Origin of the sequence: Arthrobacter globiformis, from assembly GCF_030815865.1 — a bacterium.
Taxonomy (GTDB): Bacteria; Actinomycetota; Actinomycetes; order Actinomycetales; family Micrococcaceae; genus Arthrobacter; species Arthrobacter globiformis_B.
Window position 1 is genome coordinate 1958198 of record NZ_JAUSXI010000001.1, and the last position, 17502, is coordinate 1975699.

General features: G+C 67.0%; 18 protein-coding genes. 11 read left to right on the plus strand and 7 right to left on the minus strand.

What is annotated here, in order from left to right; genetic code table 11:
• The first annotated feature begins 226 nt into the window (after positions 1-226).
• The 3 genes from QFZ33_RS08940 to QFZ33_RS08950 all read left to right on the plus strand — a co-directional run bounded on the left by QFZ33_RS08940 (position 227) and on the right by QFZ33_RS08950 (position 4523).
• Positions 227-2491 (plus strand): polyribonucleotide nucleotidyltransferase, encoded by a 2265-nt coding sequence (locus QFZ33_RS08940; protein WP_214851281.1) that lies wholly within the window; start codon positions 227-229, stop codon positions 2489-2491.
• A 196-nt stretch (positions 2492-2687) separates the two neighbouring features.
• Complete coding sequence (locus QFZ33_RS08945) at positions 2688-4031, plus strand: M16 family metallopeptidase (protein WP_307026704.1); 1344 nt, start codon at positions 2688-2690, stop codon at positions 4029-4031.
• Between the two features lie 30 nt (positions 4032-4061).
• Positions 4062-4523 carry a DUF1579 family protein gene (locus QFZ33_RS08950; RefSeq protein WP_307026706.1) on the plus strand — a complete coding sequence of 154 codons (462 nt, stop codon included), beginning with the start codon at positions 4062-4064 and terminating at the stop codon, positions 4521-4523.
• Between the two features lie 28 nt (positions 4524-4551).
• On the opposite strand, the gene QFZ33_RS08955 is transcribed toward QFZ33_RS08950, so the two are convergent.
• The 4 genes from QFZ33_RS08955 to moaA form a co-directional block, all read right to left on the minus strand.
• Positions 4552-4833 (minus strand): hypothetical protein, encoded by a 282-nt coding sequence (locus QFZ33_RS08955; protein ID WP_307026707.1) that lies wholly within the window; start codon positions 4831-4833, stop codon positions 4552-4554.
• A gap of 171 nt (positions 4834-5004) precedes the next feature.
• On the minus strand, positions 5005-6333 hold the full coding sequence (locus tag QFZ33_RS08960; RefSeq protein WP_307026709.1) for a DDE-type integrase/transposase/recombinase: 1329 nt from the start codon (positions 6331-6333) through the stop codon (positions 5005-5007).
• Between the two features lie 145 nt (positions 6334-6478).
• Positions 6479-6745, minus strand: coding sequence for a MoaD/ThiS family protein (locus tag QFZ33_RS08965; RefSeq protein WP_307026712.1), 267 nt, complete (start codon positions 6743-6745; stop codon positions 6479-6481).
• 3 nt (positions 6746-6748) lie between these two features.
• Positions 6749-7975, minus strand: a complete 1227-nt coding sequence (gene moaA / locus QFZ33_RS08970) for a GTP 3',8-cyclase MoaA (protein ID WP_307026714.1) — start codon at positions 7973-7975, stop codon at positions 6749-6751.
• A gap of 271 nt (positions 7976-8246) precedes the next feature.
• On the opposite strand from moaA, the gene QFZ33_RS08975 reads away from it, so the two are divergent.
• The 7 genes from QFZ33_RS08975 to QFZ33_RS09005 all read left to right on the plus strand — a co-directional run bounded on the left by QFZ33_RS08975 (position 8247) and on the right by QFZ33_RS09005 (position 13879).
• Positions 8247-9665: a molybdopterin-dependent oxidoreductase gene (locus QFZ33_RS08975; RefSeq protein WP_307031737.1), complete on the plus strand. Its 1419-nt coding sequence runs from the start codon at positions 8247-8249 to the stop codon at positions 9663-9665.
• An 18-nt stretch (positions 9666-9683) separates the two neighbouring features.
• Entirely contained in the window at positions 9684-11036 is a 1353-nt protein-coding gene (locus tag QFZ33_RS08980) for a molybdopterin molybdotransferase MoeA (RefSeq protein ID WP_307026716.1), read from the plus strand.
• A complete protein-coding gene (moaC, locus tag QFZ33_RS08985) occupies positions 11024-11518 on the plus strand; it encodes a cyclic pyranopterin monophosphate synthase MoaC (protein ID WP_307026718.1) in 495 nt (164 codons plus the stop codon). The genes QFZ33_RS08980 and moaC overlap by 13 nt, the downstream gene beginning before the upstream one ends.
• A complete protein-coding gene (locus tag QFZ33_RS08990) occupies positions 11515-12042 on the plus strand; it encodes a MogA/MoaB family molybdenum cofactor biosynthesis protein (RefSeq protein ID WP_307026719.1) in 528 nt (175 codons plus the stop codon). Before moaC ends, QFZ33_RS08990 begins: the two co-directional genes overlap by 4 nt.
• On the plus strand, positions 12032-12532 hold the full coding sequence (locus QFZ33_RS08995) for a molybdenum cofactor biosynthesis protein MoaE (protein WP_307026721.1): 501 nt from the start codon (positions 12032-12034) through the stop codon (positions 12530-12532). Before QFZ33_RS08990 ends, QFZ33_RS08995 begins: the two co-directional genes overlap by 11 nt.
• A 95-nt stretch (positions 12533-12627) precedes the next feature.
• Positions 12628-13386, plus strand: a complete 759-nt coding sequence (gene dapB, locus QFZ33_RS09000; protein WP_307026723.1) for a 4-hydroxy-tetrahydrodipicolinate reductase — start codon at positions 12628-12630, stop codon at positions 13384-13386.
• Positions 13387-13390: 4 nt separating this feature from the next.
• Positions 13391-13879 (plus strand): hypothetical protein, encoded by a 489-nt coding sequence (locus QFZ33_RS09005; protein ID WP_307026725.1) that lies wholly within the window; start codon positions 13391-13393, stop codon positions 13877-13879.
• Positions 13880-13892: 13 nt separating this feature from the next.
• On the opposite strand, the gene QFZ33_RS09010 is transcribed toward QFZ33_RS09005, so the two are convergent.
• The 3 genes from QFZ33_RS09010 to QFZ33_RS09020 all read right to left on the minus strand — a co-directional run bounded on the left by QFZ33_RS09010 (position 13893) and on the right by QFZ33_RS09020 (position 16905).
• Positions 13893-15128 carry a heparan-alpha-glucosaminide N-acetyltransferase domain-containing protein gene (locus QFZ33_RS09010; RefSeq protein ID WP_307026727.1) on the minus strand — a complete coding sequence of 412 codons (1236 nt, stop codon included), beginning with the start codon at positions 15126-15128 and terminating at the stop codon, positions 13893-13895.
• A 38-nt stretch (positions 15129-15166) separates the two neighbouring features.
• Entirely contained in the window at positions 15167-15379 is a 213-nt protein-coding gene (locus tag QFZ33_RS09015; protein ID WP_307026729.1) for a dihydrofolate reductase family protein, read from the minus strand.
• Between the two features lie 194 nt (positions 15380-15573).
• Positions 15574-16905, minus strand: coding sequence for a hypothetical protein (locus QFZ33_RS09020; protein ID WP_307026731.1), 1332 nt, complete (start codon positions 16903-16905; stop codon positions 15574-15576).
• 174 nt (positions 16906-17079) lie between these two features.
• Here QFZ33_RS09020 and QFZ33_RS09025 point away from each other — a divergent pair, with 174 nt between their 5' ends.
• On the plus strand, positions 17080-17499 hold the full coding sequence (locus QFZ33_RS09025) for a hypothetical protein (protein ID WP_307026733.1): 420 nt from the start codon (positions 17080-17082) through the stop codon (positions 17497-17499).
• The last annotated feature ends 3 nt before the right edge of the window (positions 17500-17502 follow it).

A 17502-nucleotide genomic window follows, 5' to 3' on the forward strand; every position in this document is an offset into this window, starting at 1 on the left:
GCGGCCCTTTCCTCCGGAACGGGCCGCCTCGTCAGTACATAAAAACTAAACAGGAGGATCAACCGCATCACGCATTCGCGGTCCTCGGTAGTGATCCCCGGGAAGCTTCGCTGACTGAAGCAAGCCCGTGGGTCTCGATCGATGACCGGGTGCAGGGCCAGTAGACAGATGCTGGCTGGGTTGATGCGGCTGGACTTCCGTCAAATAAGAAACGGAGGTGACTCTCTTGGAGGGTCCCGAAATCCAGTTCTCAGAAGCAGTTATTGACAATGGCCGCTTTGGCAAGCGTGTAATCCGCTTCGAAACCGGCCGCCTTGCCAAGCAGGCAGCCGGCGCAGCCATGGTGTACATCGACGAGGACACCGCGCTGCTCTCTGCCACCACCGCCGGCAAGCACCCGCGTGAAGGCTTTGACTTCTTCCCCCTGACGGTGGATGTCGAAGAGCGCATGTACGCCGCCGGCCGCATCCCGGGCTCGTTCTTCCGCCGTGAAGGCCGCCCGTCCACGGAAGCCATCCTGGCCTGCCGCCTGATGGACCGCCCGCTGCGCCCCGCGTTCGTCAAGGGCCTGCGCAACGAGGTCCAGATCGTCGTCACTGTCCTGGCGATCAACCCGGACGAGCTCTACGACGTCGTGGCAATCAACGCCTCCTCGATGTCCACCCAGCTCTCCGGCCTGCCGTTCTCCGGCCCGATCGGTGGCGTCCGCGTTGCCCTCGTCGCCGACGAGCAGGGTTCGCAGTGGGTTGCCTTCCCGAAGCACTCCCAGCTCGAGAACTCCGTGTTCAACATGGTCGTAGCCGGTCGCGTTGCCGGAGACGACGTCGCCATCATGATGGTCGAAGCCGAAGCCACGGACAACTCCTGGAGCCTCATCAAGGAACAGGGCGCCACCGCCCCCACCGAAGAGGTTGTTTCCGAGGGCCTGGAGGCTGCCAAGCCGTTCATCAAGGCACTCTGCGAAGCGCAGCAGGACCTGGCCGCCCGCGCGGCCAAGCCCACCGTCGAGTTCCCCGTCTTCCTGGACTACCAGGACGACGTCTACGCCGCCGTCGAGGCTGCTGCCGCGGAGAAGCTCACCGCTGTCTTCCAGATCGCTGACAAGCAGGACCGCGACAACGCAGCAGACGAGCTGAAGGACGAGGTTGTTGGCTCCTTGGCCGGGCAGTTCGAAGGCCGCGAGAAGGAGCTGTCTGCAGCTTTCCGTTCCGTGACCAAGCACGTGGTCCGCCAGCGCATCCTCAAGGACCAGATCCGCATTGACGGCCGCGGCCTGACGGACATCCGCCAGCTCACCGCCGAGGTCGAGGTCCTGCCCCGCGTTCACGGCTCCGCCATCTTCGAACGTGGCGAAACCCAGATCATGGGTGTTACCACGCTGAACATGCTCAAGATGGAACAGCAGATCGACTCGCTGTCGCCGGTCACGCGCAAGCGCTACATGCACAACTACAACTTCCCGCCGTACTCCACCGGTGAGACCGGCCGCGTCGGTTCCCCGAAGCGCCGCGAAATCGGCCACGGTGCCCTGGCCGAGCGCGCGCTCGTGCCCGTGCTGCCGTCCCGCGAGGAGTTCCCGTACGCCATCCGCCAGGTGTCTGAGGCCCTCAGCTCCAACGGCTCCACCTCGATGGGCTCGGTCTGCGCCTCCACGCTGTCCATGCTCAACGCCGGTGTCCCCCTGAAGGCCGCCGTTGCCGGCATCGCCATGGGCCTGGTCTCCGACCAGGTGGACGGCCAGACCCGCTACGCCGCCCTGACCGACATCCTCGGCGCCGAAGATGCCTTCGGTGACATGGACTTCAAGGTTGCCGGTACCTCCGAGTTCGTCACCGCCATCCAGCTGGACACCAAGCTCGACGGCATCCCGGCATCCGTGCTGGCGGCAGCACTGAAGCAGGCCCGCGAGGCCCGCCTCCACATCCTCGAGGTCATCAACGCCGCGATCGACACCCCGGACGAGCTCTCCGAGTTCGCTCCGCGCGTTATCGCCGTCAAGATCCCCGTGGACAAGATCGGCGAGGTCATCGGCCCCAAGGGCAAGATGATCAACCAGATCCAGGAGGACACCGGAGCGGACATCTCCATCGAGGACGACGGCACCGTCTACATCGGCGCCACCAACGGCCCGTCGGCAGATGCCGCCCGCTCCGCGATCAACGCCATCGCCAACCCGCAGGTTCCGGAAATCGGTGAGCGCTACCTGGGCACGGTCGTCAAGACCACCACCTTTGGCGCCTTCGTTTCCCTGACCCCGGGCAAGGACGGTCTGCTGCACATCTCCGAGCTGCGCAAGATCGCCGGGGGCAAGCGCGTGGACAACGTCGAGGACGTCGTCTCCGTGGGCCAGAAGATCCAGGTCGAGATCACCAAGATCGACGACCGCGGAAAGCTGTCCCTGTCCCCGGTAGTGGCTGAAGAGGAAGGCGCCGGCGACGCCGAGCGCGTCCACGCTTCAACTCCTGCAGAAGGCTCGGACGCTTCCGAGTAGTTCCAGGCTCCGGCTAGCTGCGTGCTGCCGGAACCGATAAAGGCGGGGCCGTTGGTTGTACCACCGGCCCCGCCCCTTTTAACCCACCCCAAAACCCGCTTGCGGCGGCAAAACAGCCCACGTCAGAGCCACGCCGACGGCGGGGCCCGCTGGTACGATTGCAGGCAGATTTGGCTCCGCTTCCCGAAAGGCCTTGATGACTGTCGTACCCCTGCCGCTGGAGCAGAACCACCCCGGCGACACCCTGATCCACGGAGCCGACGGCGGTTCGGAAGTCCGCCGTTCGGTCCTCCCCGGCGGGGTCCGCGTCCTGACAGAGGCCATGCCGGGGCAGCGTTCGGCCACCATCGGGTTCTGGGTGGGGGTGGGATCCCGCGACGAGGCCCCCGGGCAGCACGGCTCGACGCACTTCCTTGAGCATCTGCTGTTCAAAGGCACCAAGAGGCGCACCGCCCTTGAGATCGCTTCCGCCTTTGACGAGGTGGGTGGTGAATCCAACGCCGCCACTGCGAAGGAGAGCACCTGCTACTTCGCCCGCGTGCTGGATACGGACCTGCCGATGGCCATCGACGTCATCGCGGACATGATCACCGGCGCAGTGCTGGACCCCGCAGAGATGGAGCAGGAGCGGGACGTCATCCTCGAGGAAATCGCCATGGACAGCGACGACCCCACAGACGTCGCCCATGAACACTTCGTCGCTGCCGTGCTCGGTACCCACCCGCTCGGGCGGCCCATTGGCGGCACTCCGGACGCCATCCGCGCCGTGGCGCGCGACTCCGTCTGGGACCACTACCGCCGCTACTACCGCCCGGACGAGCTTGTGATCACCGCCGCCGGCGGCCTGGAGCACGACGTCGTCTGCCGGCTTGTGGTGGATGCCCTCCACTCAGCAGGGTGGTCACTTGAGTCCGGGTCGGCTCCCGTGGAGCGCCGCTCCACCGAGCGCGCAGAGATCACCGGCACCGCGGGCCTGCACGTGGTCACCCGCCCGGTGGAACAGGCCAACATCATCATGGGCTGTCCCACCATCGTCGCCACCGATGGGCGCCGCTACGTCATGAGCGTGCTGAACGCGGTGCTCGGGGGCGGAATGTCATCACGGCTGTTCCAGGAGATCCGCGAGAAGCGCGGGCTCGTGTACTCCACATACTCCTTCGCCTCCTCCTACGCCGACGCCGGCTACTTCGGCATGTATGCCGGCTGCACGCCCACCAAGGTGCGCCAGGTCCTGGAACTCCTCGGCGCCGAACTCGACAGTCTCGCGGCCGGCGGCATCTCCGAAGAGGAGCTTCGCAAGGCGGTCGGGCAGCTCTGCGGCGGGATCGTCCTGGCCCTCGAAGACACCGGCTCCCGCATGTCGCGGCTGGGCCGCGCCGAGCTGGTCTCCGGTGAATACCAGGACATCGACGAGACCCTGCGGCTCATCAAGGCCGTGACGGCGGAACAGGTCCAGGAGCTGGCCAGTGAGCTGGCTGCGGCCCCCCGGACCGTGACGGTGGTCGGTCCCTTCGACGAATCGGAAACCTTCGGGCTCTGAATCCACAGAACTTCCGGCGTAGGAGGAATGATGGACCAGCCGCTACCGGGCACAGCGCACGAGGCGCTCGAGATCTTCGTCGGGCGCTGGCTGGGAACCACCGAGCTGGCTGCCTCGCCGTGGGGTCCGGCACGCACCGCCACCGCGGAGGTGACATTCACCCGCGCCGCCGGAGGGTTCGCCGTCGTCCAGTCCTACCGCCACACCGAAGCCGACGGCACGCACTTTGAGGGGCACGGGGTCTTCACGGTGGATCCCGACCATGACGAAACGCTCTGGTATTACGTTGACAGCATGGGCCGGCCCCCGTCAGCCCCGGCCCGTGGCGTCTGGCACGACTCGACCCTCACGGTGGAGCGGCACAGCGACCGCGGCACCGCCCGGCACACCTTCAGGGTGGACCAGGGCGTGCTGACTCACACGGCCGAACTGCGGCTGCGGGAGGCCCAGGACTTCCAGCCGTTCATGACCTCGATCTGCCACCGCGCCTGAGCCGCGTTGCGAGCCAACTACGCGGTGGTCAGCCCACCAGCTCGATGACCCGGGTCTGCGGGGAGCCGGACAGGGCCGGAGCGGCGTCGGGGGAGTTCCACACATTTTCGCGCAGCTTGGCCAGGAAGCCTTCAGCCTGGTCACGGCGCTCGAAATCCAGTTCCACCACGATGGACCGGTCGTCCTCCACCGGGCGGCCGATCCGATGGGCTACGACGCCGGAGCCCGCACGGTCCGCGGGATCACGGTCAAAGGCCGCCTTCCACGTGTCGAAGTCCTTGACGGCGTGCTCAATCTGCAGGGTGAACATTTCCGGTCTCCTTTGGGTTGCCCCGGCTCCATTCCTGGGGCGCTCCATTCCCTGCGCGGTCCATGTCCGGCGCGGTGAAATGGCGAGGTAGTGCCATGGTAGGTCCGGTCATCCGGCGGTGCCACCACCCAACTAGGTCGCAGTTCAAGGCGTTCCCAGCGCTGTCATGTCTCAGGACCTCGTGGACACTTCCTGTCTCAGGACTTCGTAGACATTTGATGTCTCATGGCTATGTGGACACTTCGTTCTCTGGCGTTGGCTGGCGGGCTTTGAGCGTCGGGTAGATGCTCCGTTTCTTGCGGGCTCCCCGGGGGTTGGCTGCGACCCCTGAGGGTTTGCCGTTGCCGACGTAGGGAGTGCCTTGGGCCGGCCGGCGGTGGCTGATGATTTCGGTCCCTTGCGCTCCGAAGAACATGATGACGGCATCGTCGTAGAGGATATGGACAGTCGTTCCGATGTGTTCATTGCCCAGTTTGAAATGGGTTCCCAGGATCGTCGCGCACCCGTTCCGGTCCACTGTCCGTTGCGCGCTTCGCCGGCCACGGCCGGTTCCGGCGGGGCGGGCGGGGGTGTCTTCGGGGTGGCGTCCCAGGCTTCCCGGGGAGTCAGGCCGGGAGGCAGGCCCTGATGTTCACGTTCGTTGTTGTAGTAGAGATCGAAGGCATCGACCTGTAATTGCAGGACGGGCATTGATGGCGCCGGCGGCTGCCGGTGCAGGTATCTGTGCAGGGTCTGATGGAAGCGTTCGTTCTTGCCCTGGGTGGTGGGCTTATAGGGTTTGCCCGTGATCGGCTCGATGCCCCTGGCTTTGAGGAATTCGACCAGCGCGCCGGTGCGTCCGCGGCGGGTGGGGTTCAGGGCCGAGCCGTTGTCGGAGAGGAATTTCTGCGGTGCACCGTGGCATTCGATGGCCAGCGTGACGACGGCGATCGCGGCGGCACTGGTTTCCCCGGTGGCCACCAGGGACGCCAGTGCCAGACGTGAATGGTCATCAATGAGCTGGAAGATCGCCACCTTCCTCCCGTCGGCGAGCTGCCACTCGGTCGAGTCGATCTGCCAGCACGCATTGGGCTGGGGATAGACGAACCTTTTGTAAGCGCTTCGCGGCTTCTTTCTCGGCTCCGGCACCACGACCCCGGCCCGGGCAAAGATTCTGGCGACCGTGGCCCGGGACGGCGGCCTAAAGCCCTGCCTGGAGAGCTTTGCGATGACAGAGAGCGGGCCGTGGTCCAAGCCCAGTTTCTTGAGCTCCGCCCGGGCACCGAGCAGCAGATCCACCATGCCCGGTGCAGTCGCGGTCGGCATCGTCGAGGGAAGCGTGGGCCTCTTCTCCAGCGCTTTCACCGGCCCGACCTCAGCGGCCGCCGCCCGGACCCGGTAGAACCAGGCCCGGGAAACATTGTGCTTCCTGCAGAATGCGCTCACCGCACCCCTGGGCGAATCCTCGGACCATGTCGCAACAGCATGCCGAATCCTGATGTCCGGCTGGGATTTACTCATGAACAGCAGCAAACCCGCAGCCCAAGTGTCCACGAGGTCCTGAGACAGAGTGTCTACGAAGTCATGAGACAGAACTGTCCATTAAGTCATGAGACTCCACAGGCGTTCCCAGCGCTGGAACGCCCTGATCTGCTACACAGTTGGGTTAGCCGCCGGCGAAAGGCGGCAGGACGTCCACCACGTCGCCGTCGGCCAGGACGGTGGTCCGGTCCCGGACGGCTACCTCGTTCAGCAGGAAGCTGCTGCGGGCCAGGATCCTGTCCAGCGGCGGCGTCCCGGCCGGAGGTTCCGGACGTTCGACGTCGAGCACGGCGGCCAGGAGGGACTCCACCGTGGATCCGGCGGGAAGTTCGAAGCGCTCTTCATCCATACCTGCCGCGGCGCGTGCGGCAGCGAAGTATCGTACGTTCAAGGATTAGCCTCCGATGGCGCTCATGCTGCGGTCCGGCTGGACGAAGTCCGGAGCGTCGAGTCCCACATGGTCCATGCCGTGGGCTTTGGGTTTCAGCCACATGGCATCCTGCCAGCGTTCGGCGAGTTGCTCGTCGCTGGCCCCTTGCCTCAGCAGGCCGAGCAGGTCGAATTCCTCGCGGGAGAAGAGGCAGCTCATGATCTTGCCTTCCGCGGTGATCCGGGTCCGCCGGCAATCGGAGCAGAACGGCTCGGTGACCGAGGCGATGATCCCCACAGTTCCCAACACCGGGCCGTCCGAATCGGCCGCGCCGGCTGCATCAGTGGAACCGGCTGCATCAGTGGAACCGGCTGCATCAGCGGAACCGCGTGCATCAGTGGAACCGGCGGTCCGGCGTCGTACTTCGAAGCGTTCCGCCGGTGCGCCGTCCCGGGCACGCGGATCCGGGCTCAGCACGAACTCCTCGGAGAGGAGCTCGCGGATCTCGGCCGCCGTGATCATGTTCCGGCGGGTCCAGCCGTGGTCGGCGTCCAGCGGCATCTGCTCAATGAACCGCAGTTCGTAGCCGCGCTCCAGCGCCCAGGCGAGGAGGGATGGCGATTCGGCGTCGTTGATGCCCCTCATCAGCACGGCGTTGAGCTTAACCGGTCCCAGGCCCGCAGCCCAGGCGGCGTCCACCCCGGCGAGTACCCGGTCCAGGAAGGGCCGCCGTGTCAGTTTAGTGAAGGTTTCCTCGTGCAGCGAGTCCAGGGAGACGTTGATGCGCGTCAGCCCGGCGGCCTTGAGGGCTGCAGCCTTCCGGTCCAGCCCCACGCCGTTCGTCGTCATGGAAATCGGAAGCTCGGGGTGCGCCTGGCGCAGGGCGCCAATAATGTCGGCGAGGTCGGCCCGGACCAGAGGCTCTCCACCGGTCAGGCGCAGTTCGCGCACGCCTAGCAGGTTCACACCGATGCCGACGATCCGCACGATTTCCTCGCCGGTCATGACTGCCTGCTTGGCTAACCACTCCAGCCCCTCGGCCGGCATGCAGTAAGTGCACCGTAGGTTGCATTTGTCCGTGAGCGAGAGCCGCATATCCGTAGCTCTGCGGCCATAACGGTCCGCGAGACCGGCGGGAGCGTCGGCCGGACGGGCGGGGACCCCTGCCAGGCGGGCAGCGGAAAGGGGCTGCGGGCCGGAATTGGGTGCGCCTCCTTCGGGGAGCTGCGGCATGCCAAGCTGAACACTCATAAGTTCAGGCTACGCCACCCCGGGCCGCCGATCACACCCGCCTCTTTCCGTGACCGGCGGCTGCGGCTGCGGGACCGGAGACAGAGCGGTCGCCGGGGATGACGGCAGTGCCGGAATGCTCTGCTGAACCTATGCTGGAAGGGTGAACGGGTCCTATGAACCAGACCGGCACCGGCGCCCGTGGGCGGCGGCCGCAGGCGTGGTGGCAGCCGGCACCGGACTCGTCGCGAGTGAACTCATCGCAGGCTTCGTCAGTCCTTCACTTTCCACAATGACCGCCCTGGGCGGCGCCGTCATCGACGCTGTTCCGCCGGGCGTCAAGGACTGGGCCGTTTCCCTCTTCGGCACAGCGGACAAGCTGGCGCTGCTGGCCGGCATGGCGCTGGGTATCGCCGCCTTCGCTGCCGCGGCAGGCGTCCTCGAGCTGCGCCGGCGCTTCGCGGGTGCGGCTGTCTTTGCAGTCTTCGGTGTCGTAGGCCTGGCCGCGGTCCTGACGCGCGCCCAGGTGACCGCCGCCGCCGTCTTCCTTCCGCTGCTTGCGGCCGGGATCGGGATCGCGGCGCTGATGAAGCTGGTCCGGCGCTTTACTGCCGCGCGGGGCGGGGAGACTGACCCGGGACCGGCCCGTCGGGGCTTCTTCCAGCTGCTGGGAGGCACCGCCGCCGGCGTCCTGGTGGGCGGCGCCGTCGTCACCGTCTGGCGGGGCGGGGCCGCCGGCGTCAACGAGGTCCGCCGGACCCTGCGGCTGCCCGTGCCGCAGTCCCCGGCGCCGCCCGTTCCGGCCGGCGCTGACATCGGACTGGCGGGAGTCACACCGCTGGTCACACCCAGTCCCAACTTTTACCGCATTGACACGGCGCTGTCCGTTCCGGTGCTTGATTCCCGCGAGTGGAGGCTCAAGGTCACCGGCCTCGTGGAACGGGAGGTTGAGCTCACCTTCGAGGACTTGCTGGCGAAGCCACTGATCGAGCGGCACGTGACCATCGCGTGTGTGTCCAACGAGGTGGGAGGCGACCTGATCGGCAACGCACGCTGGCTGGGCTGGCCGGTGCGGGAGCTGCTGGCGATGGCCGGCCCCAGGCCGGACGCGGACATGGTTCTGTCCCGAAGCTCCGACGGCTTTACGGCCAGCACCCCGCTGGAGGTGCTCACCGACCGCCGTGATGCGCTGCTGGCCGTGGGCATGAACGGCGAGCCGCTCCCGCTCGAACACGGCTTCCCCGTGCGGATGATCGTCCCCGGGCTGTACGGGTACGTGTCCGCGACCAAGTGGCTCACCGAAATGAAGGTCACCAGGTTTGCCGACGACGTGGCCTACTGGACGCCGCGCGGCTGGTCAGAACGCGGCCCCATCAAGATCTCATCCCGGGTCGACGTGCCCCGGAACGGAGCCTCGGTACCGGCCGGGAACGTGGCGTTTGGCGGCGTGGCCTGGGCGCAGCACACCGGAATCGGCAAGGTCGAGCTGCGCGTGGACCACGGGAGCTGGCAGCCCGCCCGGCTCGCGCCGGGCATCTCGGTGGACACCTGGTACCAGTGGCAGCTCGGCATTGACCTGCAGCCCGGGCAGCACGAGGTCCAGGTCCGGGCCACGGACCTCAAGGGCACTGAACAGACGGAGGAACAGCGCTCGGTGGCGCCGGACGGTGCCACGGGCTTCCACACCATTAGAGTGGACGTGAAAACGTAGCCCACCTAAGGCCGGACCATGCACAGCCCTTCGCAGCCGCACGGCAATGCCGCCGTACGATCCGCCGCAACTGACGCCGGCGCTGCCGCCGCCACGGACGCCAGCGTCCGCGAGCACAGCGCGCACGAACAGAACACCCACGATCACAGCGCCCACGATCACGGTACCCACAGGAGCGCCACGGATCACCGGCGGGCGGTCAGGGAGCTCCTCGAACCGCTGCTGTCCCCGGAGCGGGCCGAAAGGCTTCCGCTGGTTCAGGCCCTGGGCCGCGGGCTGGCGGAGGACGTCATTGCTCCGCTCAGCCTGCCCCCGTTTCCGAACTCCCAGATGGATGGCTTTGCCATCCGTTCCGCGGACGTGCCCGACGGCGGCGCGCGCCTGCGCGTCGCGGCCCCGGTTCCGGCGGGCGCACATCCCGCCCCCCTGCAGCCGGGCACCGCTGCCCCGATCATGACCGGTGCCATGGTCCCGGCCGGGGCAGACGCCGTCGTACCCATTGAACAGGCCGGCCCCTCCATCTTTCCCGCCGCTGGCGAAGAGGCTGAGGTGAGGCTGCCGGCCACGGCTGCCGGGACGTTCATCCGAGCCGCCGGAAGCGACATCGAGTCCGGCCAGCAGGCCCTGGCCGCCGGAACCTGCCTGGGTCCCGCGCAGCTGGGCCTGCTCGCGGCGCTGGGGTTGCCGGAGGTCCTGGTCAACAAGCAGCTGTCCGTCCTGCTGGTCACCACCGGGGATGAGGTGGTGGAACCCGGGGAACCGCTGGGCGACGGCAAGATCTACGACGCCAACGGCACCATCCTGGAGTCTGCGCTGCGGCAGGCGGGACTTGCCGTGACCAGGGCCGGCATTTCCGCCGACAGCCCGGACGCCCTGCGGACGCTGCTGCGCACCCACACGTCCGCGGTGGACCTGATTGTCACCACCGGGGGAGTCAGCAAGGGGGCGTACGAGGTGGTGCGGCAGGCCATGGACGGCCAGGACGTCGCGTTCCAGCACGTCGCCATGCAGCCCGGCGGCCCGCAAGGATTGGGAACGTTCGACGGCGTCCCCCTCCTTGCGTTTCCGGGGAACCCCGTCAGCTGCCTCGTCTCCTTTGAGATGTTTCTCCGTCCGGTGCTGGGCGAACTGTTTGGCGCCCCGGCGCCCAGGCCCGCAGTCCGGGCAAAACTGGCTCAGCCGCTGTCTTCCCCGGCCGGCAAGCACCAAGTCCGGCGCGGGTCTTTGCAGGCTGACGGCACAGTCCGGTTGCAGGGCGGCGAAAGCTCGCATTTGGTGCAGGCGCTGGCCCACTCCAACGCCTTGGTACACGTGCCAGTCGGCACTGCCGCTCTCGAGGAGGGCGCCGAAGTGGAAGTATGGATGTTGTGACTGCAGAAAATGACCACGGCGCCCTGACCCACCTGCGCCGTGACGGCACGGCCCAGATGGTGGACGTCTCAGAAAAACCGGAAACCACGCGCGAGGCCACGGCCACGGCGACGGTCCGCAGCACCGCCGAGGTCCTCGCGCTGCTTGGCACCGGCGGCCTGCCCAAAGGCGACGCGCTGGCCGTGGCCCGGGTTGCCGGGATCATGGCGGCCAAGAAAACCCCTGAACTGATCCCGCTGTGTCACCCGCTCCCGATTTCAAAGGTGACGGTCGACTTTGCACTCGGGCCGGAGACCGTGGACATCCTGGCCACGGTCAAGACCCGGGGTGTGACCGGCGTCGAAATGGAGGCCCTGACGGCGGCCTCGGTGGCGGCGCTGAGCGTCTACGACATGATCAAGGCCGTGGACAAGCACGCTGTCCTCACGGACATCAAGGTCCTGGCCAAGAGCGGCGGCAAGAGCGGGGACTGGGCCCTGTGAGCACCCCCGACTCCACAACCAGGGCACCGCACGTCCATGGCGAGGTGCACGGCCGCAAGGCCGGCGTCGTGATCGCCTCAACGCGCGCCGCGTCCGGCATCTACCAGGATGAGACCGGGCCGGTCATCACCGACTGGCTCACCGAACACGGCTTCGTGCCGTATCCGGTCATGGTGGTGCCCGACGGTGAAGCGGTGGGCGCGGCGATCCGCGCGCTCCTGACCCAGGGACCCGCCGTCGTCATCACCAGCGGCGGCACCGGCCTGAGCCCGGACGACCGCACGCCGGAAATGACGCTACCGCTGCTGGACCGCGAAATCCCCGGCATAATGGAGGGCATCCGCCAAGCCGGAACGGCCAAGACGCCGCACGCCATGCTCAGCCGCGGACATGCCGGTGCGGCCGGCCGGACTTTCATCATCAACCTGCCCGGATCACCCAAGGGGGTCATGGACGGTCTGTCCGTCCTGGACCCGGTGATCGGGCACCTGTGCGACCAGTTGGAGGGCGGACATGGCCACTGAGGCTTCGTTCGAAGTAGTAACCGCGGTGCTCAGCGCCGAGCCCATCTCCGTGGACCAGGCCATCGCCGCCGTGGAGTCGGAGACCGCCGGAGCTGTGGTCAGCTTCAGCGGCGTGGTCCGGAACCACGACGGCGGGAAGCCGGTTGACCGGCTCAGCTACAGCGCCCATCCGACGGCCCGGAGGGTGCTTGACGACGTCGTGGCGCAGCTGGTGGCCGAACAGGCCGCAGCGGCTGGAACGGAGGGTGCCGGGCCGGATGGCGCAGGTGGCGCTGGTGCGGCTCCTCCCGTTCGGATCTGGGTCGCGCACCGGGTGGGGCCGCTGGAAATTGGCGACCCGGCCCTTGTCTGTGCGGTAGCGGCCGCCCACCGCGGGCAGGCCTTCGCCGTGTGCTCCGAGCTGGTGGACCGGGTGAAGGCGCAGGTGCCGATCTGGAAGGAACAGTTCTTCAGCGACGGCACCGTCGAATGGGTCGGGGCAGGGGAATAAGGGCCAGCAGCGCCGGGGTAAACGCCGTCCGCGCGTGAGGTAACGCATGTGCTCCGGTTCCGTCCGGCCGCCGCCCGAACGGTAGTGTTGAAACCATGACCCAACAACTTCCTGTCGCCGTTCTGGGCGCAAACGGGCGCATGGGCGCCGAGGCTGTGAAAGCTGTGGAGGCCGCTCCGGACATGGTGCTCGTCGCCGCGCTGGGACGCGGTGACTCCCTCGATTCCTTGCTCGACGCCGGTGCCCGGTACGTCGTGGACCTCACCGTTCCGGAAAGCACCGAGGAGAACGTCCGCTTCGCCGTCGAAAACGGCATGCACGCCGTGGTGGGCACCACGGGCTGGGACCTGGGCAGGCTGGAGTCGCTGGAGACTCTGCTGGCCGGCCACCCGGAAGTCGGCGTGCTGATTGCGCCCAACTTCGCCCTCGGCTCCGTGCTCACGTCGGCATTTGCTGCCACGGCGTCCAAGTACTTCGAATCCGTGGAGATCATCGAACTCCACCACCCGGACAAGGTGGATGCGCCCTCGGGTACTGCGGTGCGCACCGCCCAGCTGGTGGCAGCGGAACGCGAGGCGGCCGGCGTCGGTCCCAGCCCGGACGCAACAACAACTGAACTGGCCGGAGCCCGCGGCTGCGAGGTGGACGGCGTGCGCGTGCACAGCGTCCGGCTCCGCGGGCTCGTGGCCCACCAGGAGGTCCTCCTTGGCGGGCCGGGGGAGCAGCTGACGCTCCGTCATGATTCATTCGACCGCGCCTCGTTCATGCCCGGTGTCCTCCTGGGTGTCCGCAACGTTGCCGCCCATCCGGGCCTCACCGTAGGCCTCGACGGCTACCTCGACCTGGGGCTGTAACGCAGTGAAACCGCTACTTGGCTGGCTGAAGACCAACCGCACCAAGATCTGGGTGGGCGCGGTGACGCTCCTGCTGGTCTTCTATCTGGTGGTGTCCCTCCAGCGATCGGTCCTGCTGCTGACCGATCCCGAGCCCGTGGCCAAGGCCATCGGCGCGGCCTATCTCGTGCTGCCGGTGATCGGCGCCTGGGCCTTGATCCGAGAACTCCTCTTCGGCGCCCGGACCGAGCAGATGGCACGGGTGCTTGAGGCCGAGGGCGGCCTGCCGGAGGACAACCTGCCCCGCACGCCGGCCGGCCGGATTATCCGGGCTGCGGCGGACCAGGAGTTCGAGAAATACCGCGCGGAAACCGAAGCGGCCCCGGACGACTGGCGCTCCTGGTTCAGGCTCAGCTGCGCCTATGATGCGTCGGGCGACCGGAAGCGGGCACGTTCTTCCATGCGGGATGCCGTGCGGCTGTTCCGCGCCTCCAGCGACGCTGTGGCGCGCTAGGCGGGCAGCCGGTCTACCGGATCCTTGCCGGTTGGTGGCGGCCCACCTGGTTGGCGGCGTGTCCGAGCCATTCCAGCGGACCGCGCCATTTCAGGATCGCGAAGACCATCCCGATTACCACGGCCAGCGCCGCGTGGGCGAAGTACATGCCGTCCTCGGTCCACCCCACAGGCAATGGCTTGAGATGGAACGACGCCACCACGCACACATGGGCGGTGTACAGCGTCAGCGTCATGGCGCCGGGTCCGCGGAGCGGAAGCAGCAGGTCCAGCGCCAGCCACTGTCCCAGCCTGCCCACCAGAAGGCAAAGGCCGACGACGGCGGCCGCCACGCCGCTGGTATGCAGCAGGTCCAGCGTGGTTCCGGAATGTGGCGCGCTGCTGGCCAGCCACCACCACGATCCCTCCTGGCGGACGCCGGCCAGATTGACCTGCAGGAGGCTGTCCAGCGGATAGTTGGGGTCCGTGAGGATGTCCTGCAGGGCGGCGCGGCCGCCCCATCGCTCCATCGCCGCCGTGCCCAGGACCTTGGAGAATGCCGCCACTGCAGTGCCGCCGAGCAGCATCAACACGGGAACTATCGCCGTGGTCAGCGCGAGCCTGCCAATGATGAGACCCACTAACAGATACGAAATCCACTGGAACACCGGGTAGTACCCCGTCAGGAACAGGTCTCCAAGCAGCTGGCCCGAGGTGGTGAGGTCCTCCCACCCCGGGTTGTGGTTGAGCTGCAGCGGCGGATCTGCGGCCATCAGCCACGGCCGCAGCAGGAAGGCAACCAATGGGGACAGCAGGACCCAGCCCGCTGCCCAGGCGCACAGGGCCTTCAGCCGCAGCCCGATGAACGGCAGAACGCACAGGAACAGCACGGCGTAGTGCACCAGGATTACCGCCACGTTGACGTCAAGTCCGCCGAGCGCGAGCCCGACGACGGCAATTACCAGGGCGCGCATCGCGATGCCGCGCCGCGCCGCGTTCAGTGCCGGTCCGTCAAGAGGCTGTTGCTTGCCGGTGGACAGGGCGAGGCCGATTCCAGCGAGCACGGCAAACAGTGCGGCGGCACGGCCGGAGAATGTCAGGCCCACCCAAGTTGGAGTCAGGGCGGCATTTGACTCGAAGGTCGGGAGCAGGTGGGTGGCCATCATGCCCAGGAGGGCCAGGCCGCGGGCAGCGTCGATGCCGGCCAGTCGGACGCCTGTTGCGGGCCCCTTCGCTGTTTTGGAAGATGCAGCCGTGCTCCGCGAGGTCATGATGTGATCGTCTCACATTGGCAATGGAGCACTGATTTTCATGAACTGGGGTCGCTCGCGTAGTTAAGCGCAACCATGCCGTTGCCGAATGACCGCGTCCCTTCGGGCCTGAGGCGCATCCGGACATCGGGGTCTTCGAACAGTGGCCGGCCCTGCCCCAGAACCACAGGATGGACGAGGATCCGGAACTCGTCTATCAGGCCCAGCCGCATGAAGTCGATCAGGCCCAGCCGCATGAAGGTGGCAGCCAAGTTGGCGCCGCTAAGGGCGCTGTCACCGCCGGGCTGGCCTTCAGTTCCGTGATCTGTTCTGGCACGACGTCGTGAATCACCGTAGTGTTCCAGTCGGCCTGACTGAGGGTCCGTGAAAACACGAATTTCGGCATCTCGCGCGCGTGGTTCTCGGTTGGCCGCAGGGCGTCCTCCGCGAGAGAATCCCGTTGAGCTTAGAGCAATAGGGCCGGCGGCCCGGTCCCGTCGTCCTCGGGCGCTTCGAACCATGCCCGGTCGTGGCGATACCGGAACGCGAATCCGTTGTATCCGGCAGGTCGCAGGTCGATCGTGTCGAGCACGCCCGCTGCCGGGCGCTCGGCCTTGTCCCAGGCGGGGACAACGACTCCCGGCTCAGCTTCCCGTGCGAGTCCAATTTCAGGGAAGCTGGCGTCGACGTATCCGGCGCGTGCCCGGAGGGGTATTCCCGTGTAGGTGCGGCCGGCAAATCCATACAGCAGCAGCCGATTCTCGTTCGGCCCCGACCGTTCCGGCAGATCGGACTGCTCATCCCACAGCCAGGATTCCGCGGCCATCTCTGCAAACTCCGCCGCGGACAGGTCATTAATCCTGTCTATTCCATGGAGCGGGCAGTAATCCGAAGCGTGCACGCCCTCCTCAGGGAGGTGGTCGTCGGCATCCGGAAAGGACCGGCGGAATTCCAACACGCAGATGCATTCACCCGACGCGGCATCCTTCACGGGTACCAGCCCGGACGCGTCATCCACGAAAGGCCATGGCGGCACCAGACCCGCCCCCGATGGAACCTCCCAGACGAGGCGCTTCCCCACCCGACTCATGGCGAACAGCCGCCAACCATGACTCACCACAGTGGCGATGGCCAGGATGCTGAGTGCGGCCGCCGCTGCTGCAAACGCGCTTGAGGATGTTTTCTCGGCCATCTCCTCATAGGTTCGACCGAGTTCAGTGGGAAGCGCCGCGAGAGCAACTACCCAACCAGCACCGGCCGTGGCAACAAAGACGAGGGCCCTGATCAGGCCGCGGCGAAGCGCCCGCTTGCTGGCTTTCAGTGCGTCGGAGCCCACTGTGGCAGTGCGTCCTGTGGCTGACGACTGCGCCAGGGCGCGGACTGCGCGCAGCTCGCGCCATGACCGGGAGGCTACAGCCAGGGCCAGCACGGCCCCGGCCGCAGAGCCGAGCCACCACACCGGGGCGGAGGCGTAGCGGTCCAAGGTGTGGGGCACGGCTGCGAAGCCGAGGACCAATGGTGCTGCCACGACGGCATACCGTCCCAGCATCCAGCCAAGGACACAGAAAGCTGAGGCGAGAAGAATGCTCGCGATGCCCATCATGTCGATGAAGCGGAAGGCTCCGTACCAGGAAGGTTCATCGAAGGATTCCCAACCACGATCGGCGATGAGGGCCGCGGCTGTCCCGAGTAAGCCCGTGAGCCAACCGAGAATCGTCAGTCTCCGGGAAGAAATACGCTTCGGGAGTGCGGCCCATGCCCGGGTTTCCGGGCGCACGATGGCACTGCTAAGTGTCAACAACCGATCCTTCCCGCGGCCTGATTCACGTTGATCATTCCACGGTCAGTGGCCGCTGGTATCACCACTGTGCGTTGCGGCCCTGCCACACGCCGGGATCACGGGTGCAATCCCGCATGATCGCGAGTTTCCCCGACCCTTGCATTCGAATATATGTTCGAATATGATTTCGGCATGAAGAAGTCATCAGGGCGTTTGCCGGGTCCCCAGTCGGCAGCTCACCAGGCGGGAGGGCGCGCGCTTGGCGGAGGCCAGCTCAAGAGCGTTGCGCCCAAACCTCATGCGCTCAGAAGTGACGCGCCCAAGGGCGACCCGCTGAAGGCAATGAGCCCTGGCGTCGTGGACTACCTGTTCCGGCAACTCGTGGCGGGGGAGCCGCCCGAGGACGTCCAGTGGAACCGGGAAGGCATTGCGCTCTCCGTCCAAGGGCCCGGGGCAGAGCTTGCACGCCGGCTGTCCGAAACGGATCTCGATGCGCTGACGCCCACGGAGCTGTTCCACTACGTCAGGGCTGCGCAGCGCCTTTCCCAGTGGGCCGAGTCGTTGCGGGAGGCGGCTGTGGAGCGTTACTGCTCGGGTCCGGAGTCCGCCTAGGAT